Genomic DNA, 17,802 nt, shown 5'->3' with positions numbered 1-17,802 from the left:
GAATACATGGCTGTTAACAGTCGTTAACACTCGTTAACTCAAAAAGCTAATTTTCATACGCATCTTTGTATTGTTCCTATTAAAATCCATATTAATGAAAAAATTTCCAGTAGTATTTATGTTTCTTTTTGCTTCCATAATTTTTGGTCAGCAAGAGATTTCAACACATAAGAAAATAACAACATCAGGCGTAAAAGTAACCTCGATTTCTTACACTGTGGATAACATCGAAGCTTTAAAAACAATCGATTGGAAACATGTAAAAGAAGCTTTTGAAATCAATAAGCCAAAGGAAATTATTGAAATGACTTTTGGGTTAGATTTTAAAAAATCTAAAAATAAGTTTAAAAGTTCATTTAAGGTTTCTGGTGAAAGTAAAAACATAGACTCTTTAATTATAAAAGCAAAAAAAGGAGTAAAATCAATTATTAAAATTTCTAAAAAACATCAAAACAACTAAATTATGAAAACAATTATTCTAATAGTAGCATTTCTATTTGTGGCAACAATACATGCGCAAGACTTTCAAGGAAAAGCAATTTATAAAACGAGTGAAAAATCTAATATTAGTTTTGGAGGCGAAAAAGAAGGTATTAGTGAAAAAATGCAAGAAGAGTTTAGAAAACGAATGCAAAAAATGAACCAAAAAACATTCATTTTAGAATTTGATAAATCAACATCTATTTATAAAGAAGAGGTGCAATTAAAAGCACCAAAGAGACAAGCGGGGAGCAAAAGTTTTAGAGTAATCTCTATAGGAGGGGCTGGAAATGGTAGTATTTATTATAAAAATACTCAAGATAGGCGTTTTGTAAATCAAACAGAGATTCAAGGAAAACGTTTTTTAGTGAAAGATACATTACCTGTATACGCATGGGAATTATCATCTGAAACTAAAAATATAGGAACCTATACCTGTTATAAAGCTACTTATACAAAAGAAGTAGAGCATAAGAACATTAGGATGAAAGATGGTGAAACTATTGAAGAAAAAAAGAAAGAAACCGTAGTTACTACAGCTTGGTATACACCTCAAGTTTCAGTGAGCAATGGCCCTGGGAACTACCAAGGTTTACCCGGTTTAATTTTAGAGATAAATGATGGTAAAAAAACAATTGTTTGTACAGAGATTGTATTAAATCCGTCAGAAAAAATTACAATCAAAGAACCAGAGAAAGGGAAGGTTGTTTCCTTAAAAACGTTTACTGAAATTCAAGAAAAGAAAACCCAAGAAATGTTAGAAAAGATGAAAAGTAGAAATGGAATGGATTTAGGAAATGGAGTAAAAATTAAAATGGGTGGATAAAATTTCAATCTTTGTTTAATTTTTTGATTTTTAAATTAAACTTTTAAGTTTTATTTAAGTCTAAGGGTTAGTTTTAAACACTAGTTTTGACAAAAAATTATACAAAAATTATGAAACCACTATTTACAATCCTATTAGCATTCATTAGCATCACCACATTTGCACAGAAGAATTTTCAGGGCAAAGCTGTGTATATGTCTAAAACAACCATGGACATGAGCAGGTTTGGAGATCAAATGAGCGAGCAAAGAAAAAAAGAAATTATGGCTCGTATGAAAAACTTCTTAGAAAAAACATACACATTAACTTTTAATAAAACAGCATCTTCTTTTAAAGAAGAAGTTTCATTAGAAGCACCAGGAGCTTCTGGGCCAAGTTGGGGAAGAAGTAATGGGCAAGGTTCAATCTATAAAAATACAAAAGACAATAAAATGATTGAAGATGTAGAGCAATTTAGCAAACGTTTTTTAATTGTTGAAGAAATGGAGCAACCAGAATGGGAAATGGGTACAGAAACAAAAAAAATTGGTCAATATACCTGTTATAAAGCAACGCTAACTATAGAAGATAAAAATATTGATTTCGGAAGTATTTTTGGGAGAAGAGGCAGAGGAAATGATAAGAAAAAAGATCCTACAAATACAGAAGAGAAAGAAATAGAGAAAAAAATGCTAAACGTTACAGCTTGGTATACACCACAAATTCCCGTAAGTACTGGACCAGATAAATATTATGGTTTACCAGGTTTAATTTTAGAGTTAAATGCAGGAAGAACAACAATGCTTTGTACAGAAGTTACTATTAGTTCTGAAGGTCTTTTAGAAATAGAAGAACCTAAAAAAGGAAAAGAAGTTTCAAGAGAAGAATATAATGAAATTATAAAAGAAAAAACAGAAGAATTAAAAGAACGCTTTCAAGCAAGAGGAAGTAGAGGTGGTGGAAGACGTAGAAACTAATTAAAAAAAATGAATTAATAAAAGACACATGAAAAAAATCCTAGTAATTGCCATTTTAATGATTTCTGCGGCAACTTCAGCACAAATAGAATATAGAGGAGTTGTAACAGATTCTGTAGGAACCCCCTTAGAAATGGCAAATGTAATCGCACTAGATACCGTAGCGAAAAGAATAGCTTCTTATGGTTTTACAGATGCGAAAGGGAACTTTAAGTTAGATTTAAAAACCAACACTGTTTACAATATAAAAATAAGTTATATTGGTTTTAAAGAAATTAGTGCGTTTGTAAAAACAAGTACTACAGATATGAGTAAAAACTTTACCATGTTTGAAGATAACATGCTAGATGGTATAGAAATTGTCTCTAAAATGCCCGTAACTGTAAGAGGAGATACTATCATCTACAATGCAGATTCTTTTCAAAACGGTTCTGAACGTAAATTAGAAGATGTTTTAAAAAAATTACCAGGTGTTGAGGTGAATGATGATGGTGAAATTGAAGTGGAAGGAAAGGTTGTTGAGAAAATAATGGTAGATGGTAAAGAGTTTTTTAGTGGCGATACTAAATTGGCTTCCAAAAACATTCCCTCTAATGCCGTAGATAAAATTCAGGTTTTAAGAAATTATGGGGATGTAAGTCAGTTGAGTGGTGTTCAAAACAACCAAGATCGAGTTGCGATAAATATCAAGCTAAAAGAAGGTAAAAAGAATTTTTGGTTTGGAGATGTAACAGCTGGAGTTGGAAATTCTCCAGATGCTGATTTGTATTTATTTCAACCAAAATTATTTTATTATACACCCAAATATACCATAAATGTTATTGGAGATGTAAATAATATTGGTGAAGTGGTCTTAAGTAGAAGAGATGTAAGAAGTTTTGGTGGAAGCTTTCAAAGTCAGAGTCCATCTAACGGTACAAACATTAATATTGCAGATGCTGGAATTGGTTTTCTAACAGCGAGTGCTAGAAATGCCAATAGAATTGAAACCAAACTATCTGCATTAAACTTTAGTTATTCACCTAATAAAAAATTAGATTTAAATGGTTTTTTAATTTGGTCTAGTAATAGTAATGGACAAAGAAATATTAATGATATAGATTATATAGATCCAGCCACTCCAGATGATTTTGTTGATAATACAACAGATCAAACTAGTAATACAGGTTTGTTTAGGTTTAGTACAATATATAAGAAAGATTTTAACAATCAATTGAATTATAATATCTCTGGTCGTTTTTCTAATGAATTTAGAACAGACAATGTAAATTCTCTGGTTTTGAGTGATATTGTTGAAAGAGAGAAAGCGACACCTTATACTATAAATCAAGATTTTAGTTATTTCTATACGGCCAGTGAAAAAAGTATTTTTGCTTTAGAGGTACAGCATTTGTTACAAGATGAAGATCCTTTCTACATTGCTTCTTTAGAAAATAATCCTAATAATAACGATGCTGTTGATAATGATGGTTTTGACGATGCAGCAGAGAGTTTAGGCTTAGACAGGTCTAATCAATTCTATAACTTAGAACAAGATAGAAAAGTAAAATCAAACCAATTAGATGCGAAATTAGATTATTACTATATTTTAAATTCAAAAAGTAATTTGAATTTTGTTGCAGGTACTATTTTAAGTAAGCAAAATTTTGATTCTAGATTTTTTCAAATTTTAGACAATGGAACCGAGTTTGACCCAAGTCCAGCTATTGAAGGCATAGATGATGAGCAGATTACAAATGATACAGAGTATAATTTTACAGATTTGTATGCAGGACTAAGATATCGTTTAAAAGCAGGTATTTTTACATTTACACCAGGCTTTACAATGCATTCTTACAATTCGAGAAATACACAATACGAAACAGAGTTTTTTCAAGACAAATTCACGAAATTTCTACCAGAATTTGAAATGATTATGCAGTTTAAACGAAGTGAAAGTTTAAATTTTAGTTATAGAGAACAAGTAAATTTTACAGATGTAAACCAAATTGCTAGAGGTATTGTAGCAAATAACTATAACTCTTTCTTTGCAGGAAATGCGAGCTTATTAAATGCGAGTTCTCATAATTTCAACTTAAACTATAGAAGCTTTAACTTATTTAATAATAGCAGCGTTTTTGCAAGAGTCAATTATACAAAAACTTCAGACCAAGTAAATAATAATACTATTTTCGAGCCTGGTTCTGTAGTTAGAAGTAGTACTTCTATCAATTCGCCTTTAGACAATGAAAATTTTTCTGCATTTGGTAGTGTTAGTAAAACCATAAAAAAGATTACAGCAAGATTCGGTGGTAATTATTCTTACAATAAAAGTTATCAATTTTTGAATTCAGAAGAAAATACAAATGAAAATATTTCAAGAGGTTTTAATACTAGAATTGGTACAAATTTCACAAAAGCTCCAAATGTAAGTCTGCGCTATAATTTAACATTTAGTGATCAAATTAATAGTTCTAGACCAACAGATATTAAAACCATAAGACATGCCCCATCTATTGATTTTGATGCCTATATTTGGAATTCCTTAACAGTAAAATCTGATTTTTCTTATACAGAACAAAGACAAGATGGAAGTGTTTTAAATTCGTTTAATATCTGGAATGCTACATTAGCCTATAGAAAAGATAAAGATGCAAAATGGGAATATGAGTTGGTAGGCAGTAACTTACTAGCAACAGGTTCTAATGCTTCTGTTAGTCAGAGTATTATTTCATTTACAGTTAATGAAACTTTTATATTGCCAAGATTTGTAAGTTTAAGAGTAAGATATCAGTTATAAAATAGCATAACATATATTTAATTAAAATGGCTCAAACTTTTTGAGCCATTTTTTATTTTAAACAATATATTTGTAGAAATAAATTATAATATATGTTCTTCGATGTAGCCATCATTGGTAGTGGACCCGCAGGTGCTTCGGCAGCGTTAAAATTAGCTGAAAAAGGAATCTCTACAGTAATTATTGAAAAAGAAACCTTACCAAGGTATAAAACTTGTGGAGGAGGTTTTGCATACAGAGGAAGAAGAAAAATGCCTTTTGATGTTAGTGAAGTTGTAGAAAAAGAATTTTTTAGAGTAGATGCTTTTTTTAAAAAAGCTGGTGTACATGTTTTTTCAGAAAGAAAAGAACCCGTAATTAGTATGGTCATGAGAGATGACTTTGATAAGTTTCTTGTTGAAAAAGCAAAAGAAAAAGGAATTACACTCTTAGAAAATCATAAATTAAAAAACATCACTTTTGCAGAAAACATTATTTTACATACTTCTCAAGGAGACGTACAAACAAAATTTGTAATTGCTGCAGATGGTGTTTTAAGTCCAACAGCAAAACTTTCTGGATGGAAAGAAACTCGTTTGTTAATTCCTGCATTAGAATATGAGGTTGAAGTAAATACCGAAGATTTTAAAAGACTTTCTAAAAGTGTTCGTTTAGATTTTGATGCAATTCCTATGGGATATGGTTGGAGTTTTCCAAAGAAAAACCATTTGTCTATCGGTTTGGCATCGTTTAGAAAAGTAAAAGTCGATTTTAAAAAGTTGTACAGAGCATATCTTACAGATACGTTAGGCATTAAAGAAATTATTTCTGAAGAAATGCATGGTTTTCAAATTCCTGTTTCTCCAAGAACAGACAGCTTTGTAAAAAAGAATGTATTTTTAGTAGGAGATGCAGCAGGTTTTGCAGATCCGTTAACAGCAGAGGGAATATCCAATGCTATATTCTCTGGAATCATGGCTGCTGAATCAATTATTGAAGGAAATTTAGACGAAAAACTATCCGCAGAAATTTACAATAACAAGTTAAATGAAGATTTAATTCCTGAGTTAAAAACGGGCTTGCGTTTGTCTAAACTATTTTATGAAAATGAAAAAATTAGAAATTTTTTAATCAAAAAATACGGTGATAGCATTTGTGAAGGAATGACACAAATTTTAATGGGCGAAAGGACCTATCCGAAAGACATCAACAAAAAAATAAAAAAGAAATTGAGAAACGCTATTTTCTCTTAAAATATGAGCGTAGTAACATCTAAAACTTTTTCTTCAGCATTTCTAAAAACTCTCGGAATTTTATTTCTTTATATTTCCATAGGGCTTTTTATTGATAGCGTTTATGTAACAGAAAACTATCAAGATTTACAGTGGTTGGCAAATGTTATAATGGTTGTTATATTTTGTATCACTTTATTGAAAGTAAATTCAAGGATTAAAGAGCAACTTATATATGCCGTAGTTATAGGTTTTGTTGGCGAATATTTATTTTCACTAGTTATGGGAATGTATACCTATAGGTTAGAAAATGTACCTCATTATATTCCCATGGGACATGCTTTGGTCTATGCAGGTGTTCTATATTTTGTAAAGACATCGTATTCTAAACATAATAGTATAAAATTAGAAAAAGCGTTTACTATTTTAATTGTTTTATATGCTATCTTCTTTTTAATTTTTAAGAATGATGTATTCGGTTTTGTATTAACAGCAGCTACGTTAATGATTTTAAGAAAAAAACCTAGAGAGCGTTTGTTTTATTTGACAATGTATTTGGCAGTTGCGTTTTTAGAAATTGTGGGTACAAGTTACCAATGTTGGTGGTGGCCAGCAACAGCTTGGGATCTTATACCTTTTTTACCAAGTGGAAATCCGCCAAGTGGCATTAGTTTCTTCTACTTTCTATTAGATTTGGGAACCTTATGGCTGTATAAGCAGCGTCATAAAATAGCTTGGTCTCGTATGAAAAGTGTTCGAAAATTAAGGTTGAATAATTCAAACACTACAAACTAAAAATATACTATTTACGTTATACTAATTATTCAAACTACCTTTGTAACATGTCTATACAAGTAACTTCCGTTTCTAAAACTTACAAAACTCAAAAAGCGTTGAATGAAGTTTCTTTTTCAGCAGGAAAAGGACAAATTATTGGTTTTTTAGGGCCAAACGGTGCTGGGAAATCTACAATGATGAAAATCTTAACAGGTTTTATAAAGCCCGAAAAAGGTGCCGTTTTTGTAGATGAAATAGATGTTTTACAAGACTCACTAAAAGCACAAAAATCTATTGGGTATTTGCCAGAGCACAATCCGTTGTATACAGACATGTATGTAAGAGAATACTTACAATTTCATGCAGAAATATTTAACATTTCGACTGCGCTCAATGGGACACAAAAAAGCCAAATAGAAATTTGTATCGAAAAAGTTGGTTTAACTACAGAAGCTCACAAAAAAATAAATCAATTGTCTAAAGGATATCAGCAAAGAGTGGGTTTGGCAGCGGCTATTTTACACAATCCAAATGTATTGATTTTAGATGAGCCAACCACAGGTCTAGATCCAAATCAATTGCTAGAAATTAGAACATTGATTAAAGAATTAGGCAAAGACAAAACGGTACTTTTCTCTACACATATTATGCAAGAAGTAGAGGCAGTTTGCGACCGTGTAATAATTATTCAAAAAGGAGAAATTTTAGTTGATAAAACACTTGCTGAACTTCAGAATAGCACAGAACAAGTTATAAAAGTTGTTTTTAATACTACAATTGGAGTTTCTCAATTCGATCAGTTAGAGCATTTAATTTCATCAAAAAATACTTACAAAAATACATGGTTGCTTACTTTTAAAAATGAAGAAGATATGCGTCCTAAGCTATTCGATTTTGCACAAAAAAATAACTTTAAAATTTTAGAATTGAGTTTAGAAAACAAAACGTTGGAAAGTTTATTTACAGAATTGACTCAATCTGTCATTTCTGGAAAGGCAGTAGTATAAAAAAAACTCTCCAGATTTTTAAAACCTGAAGGATCTTCTTATATTTTTATAAAATAATTACAAGTTTTTCAAATATTGATATGCTTCCAACAATGTTGGAAAAACCATTTGACTTCCAGCTTCTTTCAATTGCTCTTCAGAATACTGCGTTAAAATTCCAATAGGAATCATACCAGCTAATTTTGCAGCAGTAGTTCCTGTTAAACTATCTTCAAAAACCCAAATATTTTTAAAATCATTTTCTGTAAAATCTAATGCTTTTGCCAAGGTAATGTATGCTTCAGGGGCAGGTTTTGGTTTTTCGTAATCTTCCAAACCAAAAACAGTGGTAAAATTTAAATTCAAATGATGAATGCTGTTTTTCAAAAACTGTTTGGTGGCGTTACTTGCAATTCCGTATGAAATACTTTTCTCTGATAAAAATGTAGTACATTCATGTACACCAGGTAATAACTTAGGTGTTGTAAAATTGACGTCTAAATGTGTGTCCTTTAGAAAAAATAAATCTTTAGTTTGTGCTTCTTTCCCAATGAAGCTGCAGAAATATGCTGCGATTACCATGGGAGATTTTCCCGAAAGACTTTTAGGAAACGCTGCTATTTCTGTGCCAAATAATTCTTTAAAGGCAGAAGACCAAGCGGTATTGTGACTTTTTGCACTATCGACAATAACACCATCAAAATCAAATAATATTCCTTTTGGTAACATTTTTATAAGTTTTAATTTAATTATTCTCCCTATAATTATTACTCGGAGCTTCTTTTTTATCTCCCCTTTGGGGAGGTTGAAATTGTTCTTTACAATTTTGGGTGGGCAAAATAAAGGATTTTGGTTTTGAAAATTCCTTTATTTCTCGTTAAATAGTTGAGTTAAATACGGATTCAGAAACTTATTTGTTGGATCCATTTTTCTTCTTAAGGCTTTAAAATCTTCCCATTTATCATATACTTTAGATAATTCCGCATTTTTTGCAGTAAAACGTTTGCCCCAATGTGGTTTTCCTCCGTGTTTTAAAAATATCTTTTCAACACTTTTAAAAGCTTCATAGGTATCTGCAGTGGCAGCATTTCTTGAAACACAACCCATGGTAACCGTATCTTCATTATAGGCATAGCTTAACCAAGATTTGTCTTTATAAACAAAACGAACATCCATAGGAATATGAATAAATGACCTGTTACTCCATTTATTAATTTCGGTTTTCAATTCTTCAAAAACCAACGGAAATTTATCCAAACCAATGGTCCATTCAGCGAGTTCTAAAGTAGAACCTCTAGATTTTGTTACCGTTGCTTGGTATAAAGAACCTTTGTGTTCTTTTGTTGTACTGAAAAAGCTTTTTGCTAAAATTTTGTTAGCAACTGCAGTCGTCCAAGGAAAAATATGCGAATATTTATATAATATTTTTGACGCTGTTCTTCTATGCTTTAAATAATCAGGACCCAAATCTTCTTTAATTTTCGTTTTAGGATCAATTTTATCACCAGTAATCACATAGCCTTTATCTGTGTGAGGCAACCATAAGATTCTTAAAAAATCATGTTTTTTTAATCTTTCTTTAATTTTTGGCAACCACTCAGCATCACTTTCTGGACCTTCTTTAATATGTAAGGTATAAATGGGTTCACATTTAAAAGTAATGGTAGACATTACTCCTAAAGCGCCTAATGAAACCCTAACAGCATTCATTAATTCATCACCATCTTCAATTTTCTTCAAAGAACCATTAGCTAAAACCAACGTACAATTTGTTACATACTCACACAATAATTTTCCACTTGTGCCATGCGTTCCTGTAGCTAAAGCACCACCAATGGTAATGGTGTTGATATCTGGTAAACACGGAATACACCAGCCTTTTGCTTCTATAGCTTCTAATAAATCGCCTAAAATTACACCCGATTGAACAGTAACTGTAAATTCAGCATCATTGTAAGATAAAATCTTATTATAAGAAGTAATATCAATTAAAGTCTCTATTCCTGCGGCAATATCTGCGGATGATTGCTTGGTTCCGAAAAAACGAATTTTATCCGTTTTTTCAACAACTTCTTGTAATTCTTCTTCAGTAGTAACTTTGTAAAGAGATTCGTAATTATAGGTAAGATTTTCATTCCAGCTTACCCAAGTACCATTTTTTTCTTGTATCATTAATTGTATAAAATATGTTGCAAAAATAAGCATTAATCCATTTTTGAATAAATGCTTTTTTAATATTATTACTATTAAGATTGAGTTTAATTTAAGGTTGATTTGTAAGGTTGGGAGATTCTAGAAAAGGAACTAATTTTATAGTAATAAAGTTCAGAACGTTTCAGTTCGGAACTGTGCAGTTCCCAACTGAAAATTTTGTAAAAACTTAATTTTTAACAATATCAATTCAAACGAAAAGTTTCAGTCTGCTTGTCGAAGTTAAACAGAGGTTAATACCTACAAGGTTTTGGACACCTTGCAGGAGTTAATTAGATTTTGCTAAATCTCTTAATTCAACTTAAAGTTAATTTGCTGACTCTCTAAAGTAGCCAACAATTCATTAGAAACTTTTACCTTTGTATTTCTACTTGGTAGACTTACCTCGATTTTTTCTTTGGCATCCCAAACGGTAAAATTCAACGCTTGTTTTCCAGGATTATTTTTTAGAATGGTTTCTAAATTTAAAATGGTGTTTTCTTTAATTTCTTCTAATTGAATTTTGATGGTTATTTTTTTACAGAGTTCATCCATAATGTCATGTAACAATTTCATTTCGGTGAATTTCATTCTTGGTTCTCCAACAATTCCTGTATTTTTATTGGTCCAACCTGCCTGAATTGTACAACGTACAAACAAAAAAGAATTTGGTACTAAAAAGTGCTTCATTTTTAAATATTCTTCCCCAAAAATCCTAAATTCATTACTGTCACTATAGTCTTCAATTGTAAACATGGCCCAACCTTTTCCGGCTTTAGAAACTCTATGTTGCACATCTGAAATGATTCCTGCAAAAGACAAATTCATATTTACATATTTTGCGATATCACCTTTAAAATGCTTTAACGATGCATTGCAAAAAATCATTTCATTTTTAAAATCGTCTAGAGGATGCGCAGAAATATAAATCCCGATGACTTCTTTTTCTTGTGATAACAATTCCATTGTTCCCCAAGTTTCACATGCTGGAATGTCTGGTTCTGGAAACTGTATATTAGAAGCCTCGCCAAACATAGAAACTTGTGCAGAATTTTCATTTTCCTGATATTTACTTCCAAATTTCATAGCGCGTTCTAAGAAGGTAATTCCTTTTTCATCTACTGAAAAATATTGTGCTCTGTGTGTGTCTGTAAAAGAATCAAAAGCACCCGCTTTTACTAAACTGTCGAACGATTTTTTATTCGCTGCACGTAAATTTACACGTTTTGCCAAATCGAAAATGGAGGTGTAATTCCCGTTTTTTTCTCGTTCTTCAATAATCGCTTTTACAGCAGCAGTGCCAACACCTTTTACAGCTGCCATTCCAAAACGAACCGCACCTTCTTTATTTACTGAAAACTTTAGATACGATTCATTTAAATCTGGGCCTAAAACTTCTAGTCCCATACGTTTGCATTCTTCCATAAAAAATGACACCGATTTGATATCATTCATATTGTTAGAAAGTACAGAGGCCATATATTCTGCCGGGTAATGCGCTTTTAAATAGGCGGTTTGATACGCAATCCAAGCATAACAAGTAGAATGCGATTTGTTAAAAGCATAACTTGCAAAGGCTTCCCAATCTTTCCAGATTTTTTCTAATTTTTCAGCATCATGACCATTGGCAGCAGCTTGTTCTACAAATTTTGGCTTCATTTTATCTAGAACCGCAATTTGCTTTTTACCCATGGCTTTACGCAAAACATCGGCTTCACCTTTGGTGAAATTTGCCAATTTTTGCGAGAGCAACATTACTTGTTCTTGGTAGACTGTAATTCCGTAGGTTTCTGCCAGATATTCTTCCATGGCAGGTAAATCGTACTCAATATCTTCTGTTCCGTGTTTTCTGTTGATAAAACTCGGAATGTATTCCATTGGCCCTGGTCTGTACAATGCATTCATGGCAATTAAATCTGCAAAAACCGTTGGTTTTAAAGAGCGCATGTGTTTTTGCATTCCTGGAGATTCATATTGAAAAATACCTACAGTTTCTCCTTTTTGGAACAATTCGTATGTTTTTTCATCATCTAAAGGAAAATTCTCAGGATCTAAATCTATATTGTGTTTTGCTTTTACAATTTTTACGGTGTCTTTAATTAAAGTCAGCGTTTTTAGGCCCAAGAAATCCATTTTTAACAAACCTGCAGATTCTACTACAGAGTTGTCAAATTGGGTTACGTACATGTCTGAATCTTTTGCCAAAGCAACAGGCACATAATTGGTAATATCTCCTGGGGTAATGATGACACCACAGGCGTGTATTCCTGTATTTCTAACAGAACCTTCTAAAATAGTGGCTTTATTAATGGTTTCTGCAGCCAAATCACTTCCAAAGGAAATATGTTTTAACTCTTCAACCAATTGTTTTTCTTCAGCTCGTAAACCTGCTACTTTTCCTTTACTTTTTGCATCCTCACCAAAAATATTTTTTAGTTTGATTAAAGGAATCAGCTTCGCAATTCTATCTGCTTCAAAAAGTGGTAAATCTAATACTCTGGCGGTATCTCTAATCGAAGATTTTGCAGCCATGGTTCCGTAGGTAATAATCTGCGCCACTTGGTTTGCACCATATTTATTAATTACATAATCCATTACGCGTCCACGGCCTTCATCATCAAAATCAATATCGATATCGGGCATCGAAACACGTTCTGGATTTAAGAAACGCTCAAATAGTAGATCATATTTAATCGGATCTATATTGGTTATCCACAAACAAAAAGCGACTACAGAACCTGCTGCAGAGCCACGACCTGGACCTACTGCCACATCCATATTTCTAGCTTCGCGAATAAAATCTTCTACAATTAAAAAGTAACCAGGATATCCTGTTTTTTCAATTACAGAAAGTTCAAAATCTAAACGTTCTTTAATAGATGCTGTGATTTCTCCGTAACGTTTTTTTGCGCCTTCATAAGTTAGGTGTTTTAAAAAATTATTTTCTCCGCGTTTTCCTTTGTCTTGTTCATCTTTTATGTCTTTAAATTCCTCAGGAATATCAAAAGCGGGTAACAGAACGTCTCTCGCTAGTGTGAAGATTTCAATTTTATCTACAATTTCTTGAATGTTGATGATGGCTTCTGGCAAATCTGCAAACAAGGTTTTCATTTCATCCGAAGATTTGAAATAATATTCTTCATTTGGCAGACCATATCTGTAACCACGCCCTTTCCCTATGGGCGTTGCTTGTTTTTCGCCATCTTTAACACATAATAAAATATCATGCGCATTTGCGTCTTTTTTCTCTAAATAAAAGGTGTTGTTCGTGGCAACAATTTTAACATCGTGTTTTTTAGAAAACTTTAATAAGGTTTCATTTACAATGGTTTCATCTTGCTGATTGTGACGCATTAATTCAATATAAAAATCATCTTTAAAGATAGATTTCCACCAAATTAATGCTTCTTCTGCTTGTTTTTCTCCTAGATTTAGAATTTTACTCGGAACTTCGCCGTATAGATTTCCAGTTAAAACAATAATATCTTCCTTGTATTTTTCAATGATTTCTCTATCAATTCTTGGAACGTAATAAAATCCATCCACAAAAGCAATCGAAGACATTTTTGCTAAATTATGATACCCATTCTTGTTTTTGGCTAATAAAACAACTTGGTAACCATTGTCTTTCTGTGATTTATTTTTATGATCTTCACAAACATTAAACTCGCAACCAACAATGGGTTTCATTGGTGTTTCTGCAGTTTTATTATGCGTTAAAATAGCGCTTACAAAATGAAAAGCCGCCATCATGTTTGCAGTATCTGTCATTGCAACTGCGGGCATATTGTCTTTTGCTGCTGCTTTTACAATATTGCCAATTTGCATGGTAGACTGTAAAACAGAAAATTGTGTGTGGTTGTGTAGATGCGAAAATTGAACATCTTTTAACTCCGCTAAACCATCTGAAGTAGACTTTGTATCTGCTGTATTTTTTAATTTCTCAAGGCGTTTGCGAATTTTATCACTTTCCTTTTTTAGGTTGATGTGTTTTAAACCAATTACTTGAATAGGTTTCGGGTTGGCTTCCGAGTAGTTTTTAAAATATTCTGCATCAACATCTAATTGCTCTTTGGTAAATTCTCTTAAACGAATTAATTCTAAAAAACATCTTGTTGTTGCTTCAACATCGGCAGTTGCATTATGCGCATCACCAAAACCAACACCAAATAAATGGTTGTGCAATTCAGTTAAAGTTGGGAGTTTAAATTTTCCTCCACGACCTCCAGGAATTTGGCACATCAAAGCCGTTTTTTCTGTACAGGTGTCTAAAACGGGAAGTGAAGTTAATGGATTTTCAATACCTAATCGATGGAATTCACATCCCATAATATTCAAATCGAAGTTTAAATTCTGACCCACAATAAATTTGGTTTTTTGTAATACTTCTTTAAATAAAGCTAAACCTTTTTCTAATTCGATTCCTTGTTCTTCAGCAAGTTCTGTAGAGATTCCATGAATTCTCTCGGCATCATAAGGAATATTATAGTTTTCTGGTTGAATTAAGAAATCGTTATGTTCTATAAGATTTCCCATTTTATCATGCAATTGCCACGCAATTTGTACACACCTTGGCCAGTTGTCTGTGTCTGTAATAGGTGCATTCCAACTTTTAGGTAAACCAGTTGTTTCAGTATCAAAAATTAAGTACATTCTTGTGTGTAATTGTTGAATTGGTTAAATGTTTAATTGTATGTTGACAATTGTTTTCAATAAAATATTTGGGAGGTTAAAAATACGAAAACATTCATCATTTAGAGTTGTTAATTTGTATAGACTTATCAACAAAAAAGCCAACCCAGTTAAGGATTGACTTTTTTAATTATTTATCTAATATTTACTAGTAATTACATCGTTTTATTTTGATGCAAGCTCCTCATGCATCTTCAATGAGTTAATTGCAGATTGAATTTGTTGCTTTTGTGCTTCTAACAATTTTCTTGTAGACGGTGCAAAATCATCTTCTTTTAAGACTTCACAATATTCCTCAAAACTTGCTTTTTCACCTCTAATAGCTTCTTCTAAAATGGCTTCCTCGTCATTTGCACTAAACAAAGATTTTAAAGACATCCAATTTCTGTGCATAATTCCTTTTAAGGAACCATCATCTTCTGGAATTTGCCCATAAGACAAGATTTCTGTTCTTAGCTCTTTTGCAAATTGACTTCTTTCTGATGCTCTGTTCTTAAAAAACATTTTCAATTTAGAACTATCAACACTTTCTGCGGAATTTAAATATCCTTTTTCGGCATCGTAATTCTTTTCTAATAATTCGTTTAATCTGTTCGAAATTTTTTCTGTGTACTTCATGACTATCATTTTCATTTTAAATTTCAATACTTTTATTTTTGAGATGCGTATTGTTTTACATCTGTTTGATGCTACAAATGTATGTTAGATGTATACTTTAAATTAGTGCAAAAGATTTGATTCTTGACTCATTTGAATTTTAGCATATTTTTAAGAGTTTTATTAAGTTTTAGTGAGCGCGTTAGGGATTGAAATGACATCTTTTTTGCTTTTTGCAAAAAGATATAATGGAAAGCCCGTTAAAACCTACTTACTCAGCAGGCAGGCGCCCAATAAAAAATGTTGAAAATTTAGCCTTTTAGTTTAAAAAGGTTTTGTATTTTTGCGCCCACTTACTACGAGATGGTAAGATTATTAATAACCAAGGTCGAGAACCTTAAAAAATTAACAGATTATGCCTGTAAAAATTAGATTACAAAGACACGGTAAAAAAGGAAAGCCATTCTATTGGATAGTTGCTGCTGATGGACGTGCAAAAAGAGATGGTAGATACTTAGAGAAAATAGGTACTTACAACCCGAATGTAAACCCAGCAGAAATCAATTTAGATGTTGATAAAGCTGTAACTTGGTTACAAAACGGTGCACAACCAACAGATACTGCAAAAAACATTTTATCTTATAAAGGTGCCATGTTAAAGAATCATTTAGTAGGTGGTGTAAGAAAAGGAGCTTTAACTCAAGAACAAGCAGATGAAAAATTTGCGACTTGGTTAGAAGAGAAAGCTACCAAAGTTTCTGATAAAGAAGCTGGTTTATCTAAAGCTGAATCTGAAGCAAAAGCAAAAGCGTTTGCTGCTGAAAAAGCGGTAAATGAAGCAAGAATTGCGGCTGCAGTTCCAGAAACTGAAGAAGCAGGTGATGCTTCTGATGAAATTGAAGCGCTAGAAGTTGCTGATGAAGACGCTCCAGAAACAATTGATGAAGCACAAGAAAAAGCAGCTGAATAACTATAATTAATACGATTATGCGTAAGGAAGATTGTTTTTATTTAGGCAAAATCGTAACAAAATATAGTTTTAAAGGTGAAGTTGTTATCAAGTTAGATACAGACGAACCTGAGTTGTACAAAGAAATGGAATCAGTTTATGTCGAATTTGGCAGTAATCTGGTTCCATTTTTTATTGAAAAAAGTTCGCTGCATAAGGGAAATCAATTACGCGTACAATTTGAAGATGTGTATTCTGATGAAGCAGCAGATTCGATTTTAAAATGTGGCATTTATTTGCCAATGAAATTATTACCAAAACTGTCTGGAGATAAATTCTATTTTCATGAAGTAATTGGTTTTACTGTTGTTGATGCTAATTTTGGTGAAGTAGGAACGATTGTTCATATCAACGACAAAGCGGCACAACCACTTTTTGAAATTGATAGAGAAGGAACAGAAATCTTTATTCCTATGATTGATGACTTTATTAAGAAAGTGGATAGAGAAAACAATACGATACACGTTGCAACTCCAGAAGGCTTAATAGCACTTTATTTAGAGTAATTTTTTATTACGAACAAGGTTACGAGTAAAGTATTTATTACCATAAAGATTGCTTATCCATAAAATTTGTGATTTGCAAACATAATAATTTAGAAAGGTGGCCGAGTGGTCGAAGGCGCACGCTTGGAAAGCGTGTATACGGCAACGTATCGAGGGTTCGAATCCCTTCCTTTCTGCTTAGAGTTTAATAAACGCAATCAAAACGCTGTAAAACTTAGGTTTTACGGCGTTTTTTCATTTTCAATTAGTACGTAAAGTTCATTAAGTTGTCAATAGCACAAATGATTATTGAAAAATATGCTGAGCATCCGCAATGTCTAAATGAAGATAAACTACTGCCAATATTAAGCAATCAAAAAATGAACGCTTATTTAAAAGAAATAGCAGATGTGTGTGGGATTCATAAGAATCTAACTTTTTATTTAGCGCGTCATACATTTGCAACTACGGTCACGCTAAGCAATGGAGTGTCTATAGAATCAGTAAGTAAAATGTTGGGACATAAATCTTTAAAAACCACACAGCATTATGCTAAAATAGTTGACAGAAAAGTTAGTGAAGATATGGCCTCATTAAGAAGTAAATTAGAGAAAATTAATAATAAAGATTTAAAATACCAAAATAGAGAATAATAAAATTTTAAAAAAAAACACATTATCTTAATCGTTTCTGTTTATCACTTGTAAATATTATTTGCACAACCATTGCATTAATTTATTTATTGAGTTATACGTTTAGCTTCTGTTTTATTAATTTTTGATATACTGGCTTTTCTTCAACCATCCTACAAATC

General features: G+C 31.9%; 13 protein-coding genes, 1 tRNA gene and 1 pseudogene. 11 read left to right on the top strand and 4 right to left on the bottom strand.

The window, feature by feature from the left end:
• The first annotated feature begins 94 nt into the window (after positions 1–94).
• The 7 genes from Q0998_RS10865 to gldA all read left to right on the top strand — a co-directional run bounded on the left by Q0998_RS10865 (position 95) and on the right by gldA (position 8,036).
• Positions 95–460, top strand: coding sequence for a hypothetical protein (locus Q0998_RS10865; protein ID WP_299669915.1), 366 nt, complete (start codon positions 95–97; stop codon positions 458–460).
• 3 nt (positions 461–463) lie between these two features.
• Positions 464–1,306, top strand: coding sequence for a GLPGLI family protein (locus Q0998_RS10860; protein ID WP_299669913.1), 843 nt, complete (start codon positions 464–466; stop codon positions 1,304–1,306).
• Between the two features lie 110 nt (positions 1,307–1,416).
• Positions 1,417–2,262: a GLPGLI family protein gene (locus tag Q0998_RS10855; protein ID WP_299669911.1), complete on the top strand. Its 846-nt coding sequence runs from the start codon at positions 1,417–1,419 to the stop codon at positions 2,260–2,262.
• Positions 2,263–2,290: 28 nt separating this feature from the next.
• The gene (locus tag Q0998_RS10850) at positions 2,291–5,041 is read left to right on the top strand and encodes a TonB-dependent receptor (protein ID WP_299669909.1); all 2,751 of its coding nucleotides are present in this window, start codon (positions 2,291–2,293) and stop codon (positions 5,039–5,041) included.
• A gap of 92 nt (positions 5,042–5,133) precedes the next feature.
• Positions 5,134–6,273, top strand: a complete 1,140-nt coding sequence (locus tag Q0998_RS10845; RefSeq protein ID WP_299669907.1) for a geranylgeranyl reductase family protein — start codon at positions 5,134–5,136, stop codon at positions 6,271–6,273.
• 3 nt (positions 6,274–6,276) lie between these two features.
• A complete protein-coding gene (locus Q0998_RS10840; RefSeq protein ID WP_299669905.1) occupies positions 6,277–7,047 on the top strand; it encodes a hypothetical protein in 771 nt (256 codons plus the stop codon).
• Between the two features lie 47 nt (positions 7,048–7,094).
• Positions 7,095–8,036 (top strand): gliding motility-associated ABC transporter ATP-binding subunit GldA, encoded by a 942-nt coding sequence (gene gldA, locus Q0998_RS10835; protein ID WP_299669903.1) that lies wholly within the window; start codon positions 7,095–7,097, stop codon positions 8,034–8,036.
• 57 nt (positions 8,037–8,093) lie between these two features.
• Here gldA and Q0998_RS10830 read toward each other — a convergent pair whose 3' ends face one another.
• The 4 genes from Q0998_RS10830 to Q0998_RS10815 form a co-directional block, all read right to left on the bottom strand.
• Entirely contained in the window at positions 8,094–8,744 is a 651-nt protein-coding gene (locus Q0998_RS10830; protein ID WP_299669901.1) for an HAD family phosphatase, read from the bottom strand.
• 138 nt (positions 8,745–8,882) lie between these two features.
• On the bottom strand, positions 8,883–10,187 hold the full coding sequence (locus tag Q0998_RS10825) for a D-arabinono-1,4-lactone oxidase (RefSeq protein WP_299669899.1): 1,305 nt from the start codon (positions 10,185–10,187) through the stop codon (positions 8,883–8,885).
• A 330-nt stretch (positions 10,188–10,517) separates the two neighbouring features.
• A complete protein-coding gene (dnaE, locus tag Q0998_RS10820) occupies positions 10,518–14,858 on the bottom strand; it encodes a DNA polymerase III subunit alpha (protein WP_299669897.1) in 4,341 nt (1,446 codons plus the stop codon).
• A 204-nt stretch (positions 14,859–15,062) separates the two neighbouring features.
• Entirely contained in the window at positions 15,063–15,515 is a 453-nt protein-coding gene (locus Q0998_RS10815) for a PA2169 family four-helix-bundle protein (protein ID WP_299669895.1), read from the bottom strand.
• A gap of 394 nt (positions 15,516–15,909) precedes the next feature.
• On the opposite strand from Q0998_RS10815, the gene Q0998_RS10810 reads away from it, so the two are divergent.
• The 4 genes and pseudogenes from Q0998_RS10810 to Q0998_RS10795 all read left to right on the top strand — a co-directional run.
• Positions 15,910–16,464 carry a 30S ribosomal protein S16 gene (locus Q0998_RS10810; protein WP_299669894.1) on the top strand — a complete coding sequence of 185 codons (555 nt, stop codon included), beginning with the start codon at positions 15,910–15,912 and terminating at the stop codon, positions 16,462–16,464.
• 17 nt (positions 16,465–16,481) lie between these two features.
• On the top strand, positions 16,482–17,009 hold the full coding sequence (gene rimM / locus Q0998_RS10805) for a ribosome maturation factor RimM (RefSeq protein ID WP_299669893.1): 528 nt from the start codon (positions 16,482–16,484) through the stop codon (positions 17,007–17,009).
• Between the two features lie 91 nt (positions 17,010–17,100).
• Positions 17,101–17,185: transfer RNA gene (locus Q0998_RS10800), tRNA-Ser, on the top strand.
• A gap of 96 nt (positions 17,186–17,281) precedes the next feature.
• Positions 17,282–17,641: pseudogene (locus Q0998_RS10795) on the top strand (site-specific integrase); the annotation flags it as partial.
• Positions 17,642–17,802 lie beyond the last annotated feature (161 nt).

Source organism: uncultured Polaribacter sp., from assembly GCF_947501385.1.
Classification (GTDB): domain Bacteria; phylum Bacteroidota; class Bacteroidia; order Flavobacteriales; family Flavobacteriaceae; genus Polaribacter.
This window is presented reverse-complemented; position numbering and strand designations above follow the sequence as displayed.

Excerpts from the sequence above, each read along its gene's own strand:
- Q0998_RS10865 (WP_299669915.1), top strand. The coding sequence starts at position 95 with ATGAAAAAATTTCCAGTAGTATTTATGTTTCTTTTTGCTTCCATAATT.
- Q0998_RS10860 (WP_299669913.1), top strand. The coding sequence starts at position 464 with ATGAAAACAATTATTCTAATAGTAGCATTTCTATTTGTGGCAACAATA.
- Q0998_RS10855 (WP_299669911.1), top strand. The coding sequence starts at position 1,417 with ATGAAACCACTATTTACAATCCTATTAGCATTCATTAGCATCACCACA.
- Q0998_RS10850 (WP_299669909.1), top strand. The coding sequence starts at position 2,291 with ATGAAAAAAATCCTAGTAATTGCCATTTTAATGATTTCTGCGGCAACT.
- Q0998_RS10845 (WP_299669907.1), top strand. The coding sequence starts at position 5,134 with ATGTTCTTCGATGTAGCCATCATTGGTAGTGGACCCGCAGGTGCTTCG.
- Q0998_RS10840 (WP_299669905.1), top strand. The coding sequence starts at position 6,277 with ATGAGCGTAGTAACATCTAAAACTTTTTCTTCAGCATTTCTAAAAACT.
- gldA (WP_299669903.1), top strand. The coding sequence starts at position 7,095 with ATGTCTATACAAGTAACTTCCGTTTCTAAAACTTACAAAACTCAAAAA.
- Q0998_RS10830 (WP_299669901.1), bottom strand. The coding sequence starts at position 8,744 with ATGTTACCAAAAGGAATATTATTTGATTTTGATGGTGTTATTGTCGAT.
- Q0998_RS10825 (WP_299669899.1), bottom strand. The coding sequence starts at position 10,187 with ATGATACAAGAAAAAAATGGTACTTGGGTAAGCTGGAATGAAAATCTT.
- dnaE (WP_299669897.1), bottom strand. The coding sequence starts at position 14,858 with ATGTACTTAATTTTTGATACTGAAACAACTGGTTTACCTAAAAGTTGG.
- Q0998_RS10815 (WP_299669895.1), bottom strand. The coding sequence starts at position 15,515 with ATGAAGTACACAGAAAAAATTTCGAACAGATTAAACGAATTATTAGAA.
- Q0998_RS10810 (WP_299669894.1), top strand. The coding sequence starts at position 15,910 with ATGCCTGTAAAAATTAGATTACAAAGACACGGTAAAAAAGGAAAGCCA.
- rimM (WP_299669893.1), top strand. The coding sequence starts at position 16,482 with ATGCGTAAGGAAGATTGTTTTTATTTAGGCAAAATCGTAACAAAATAT.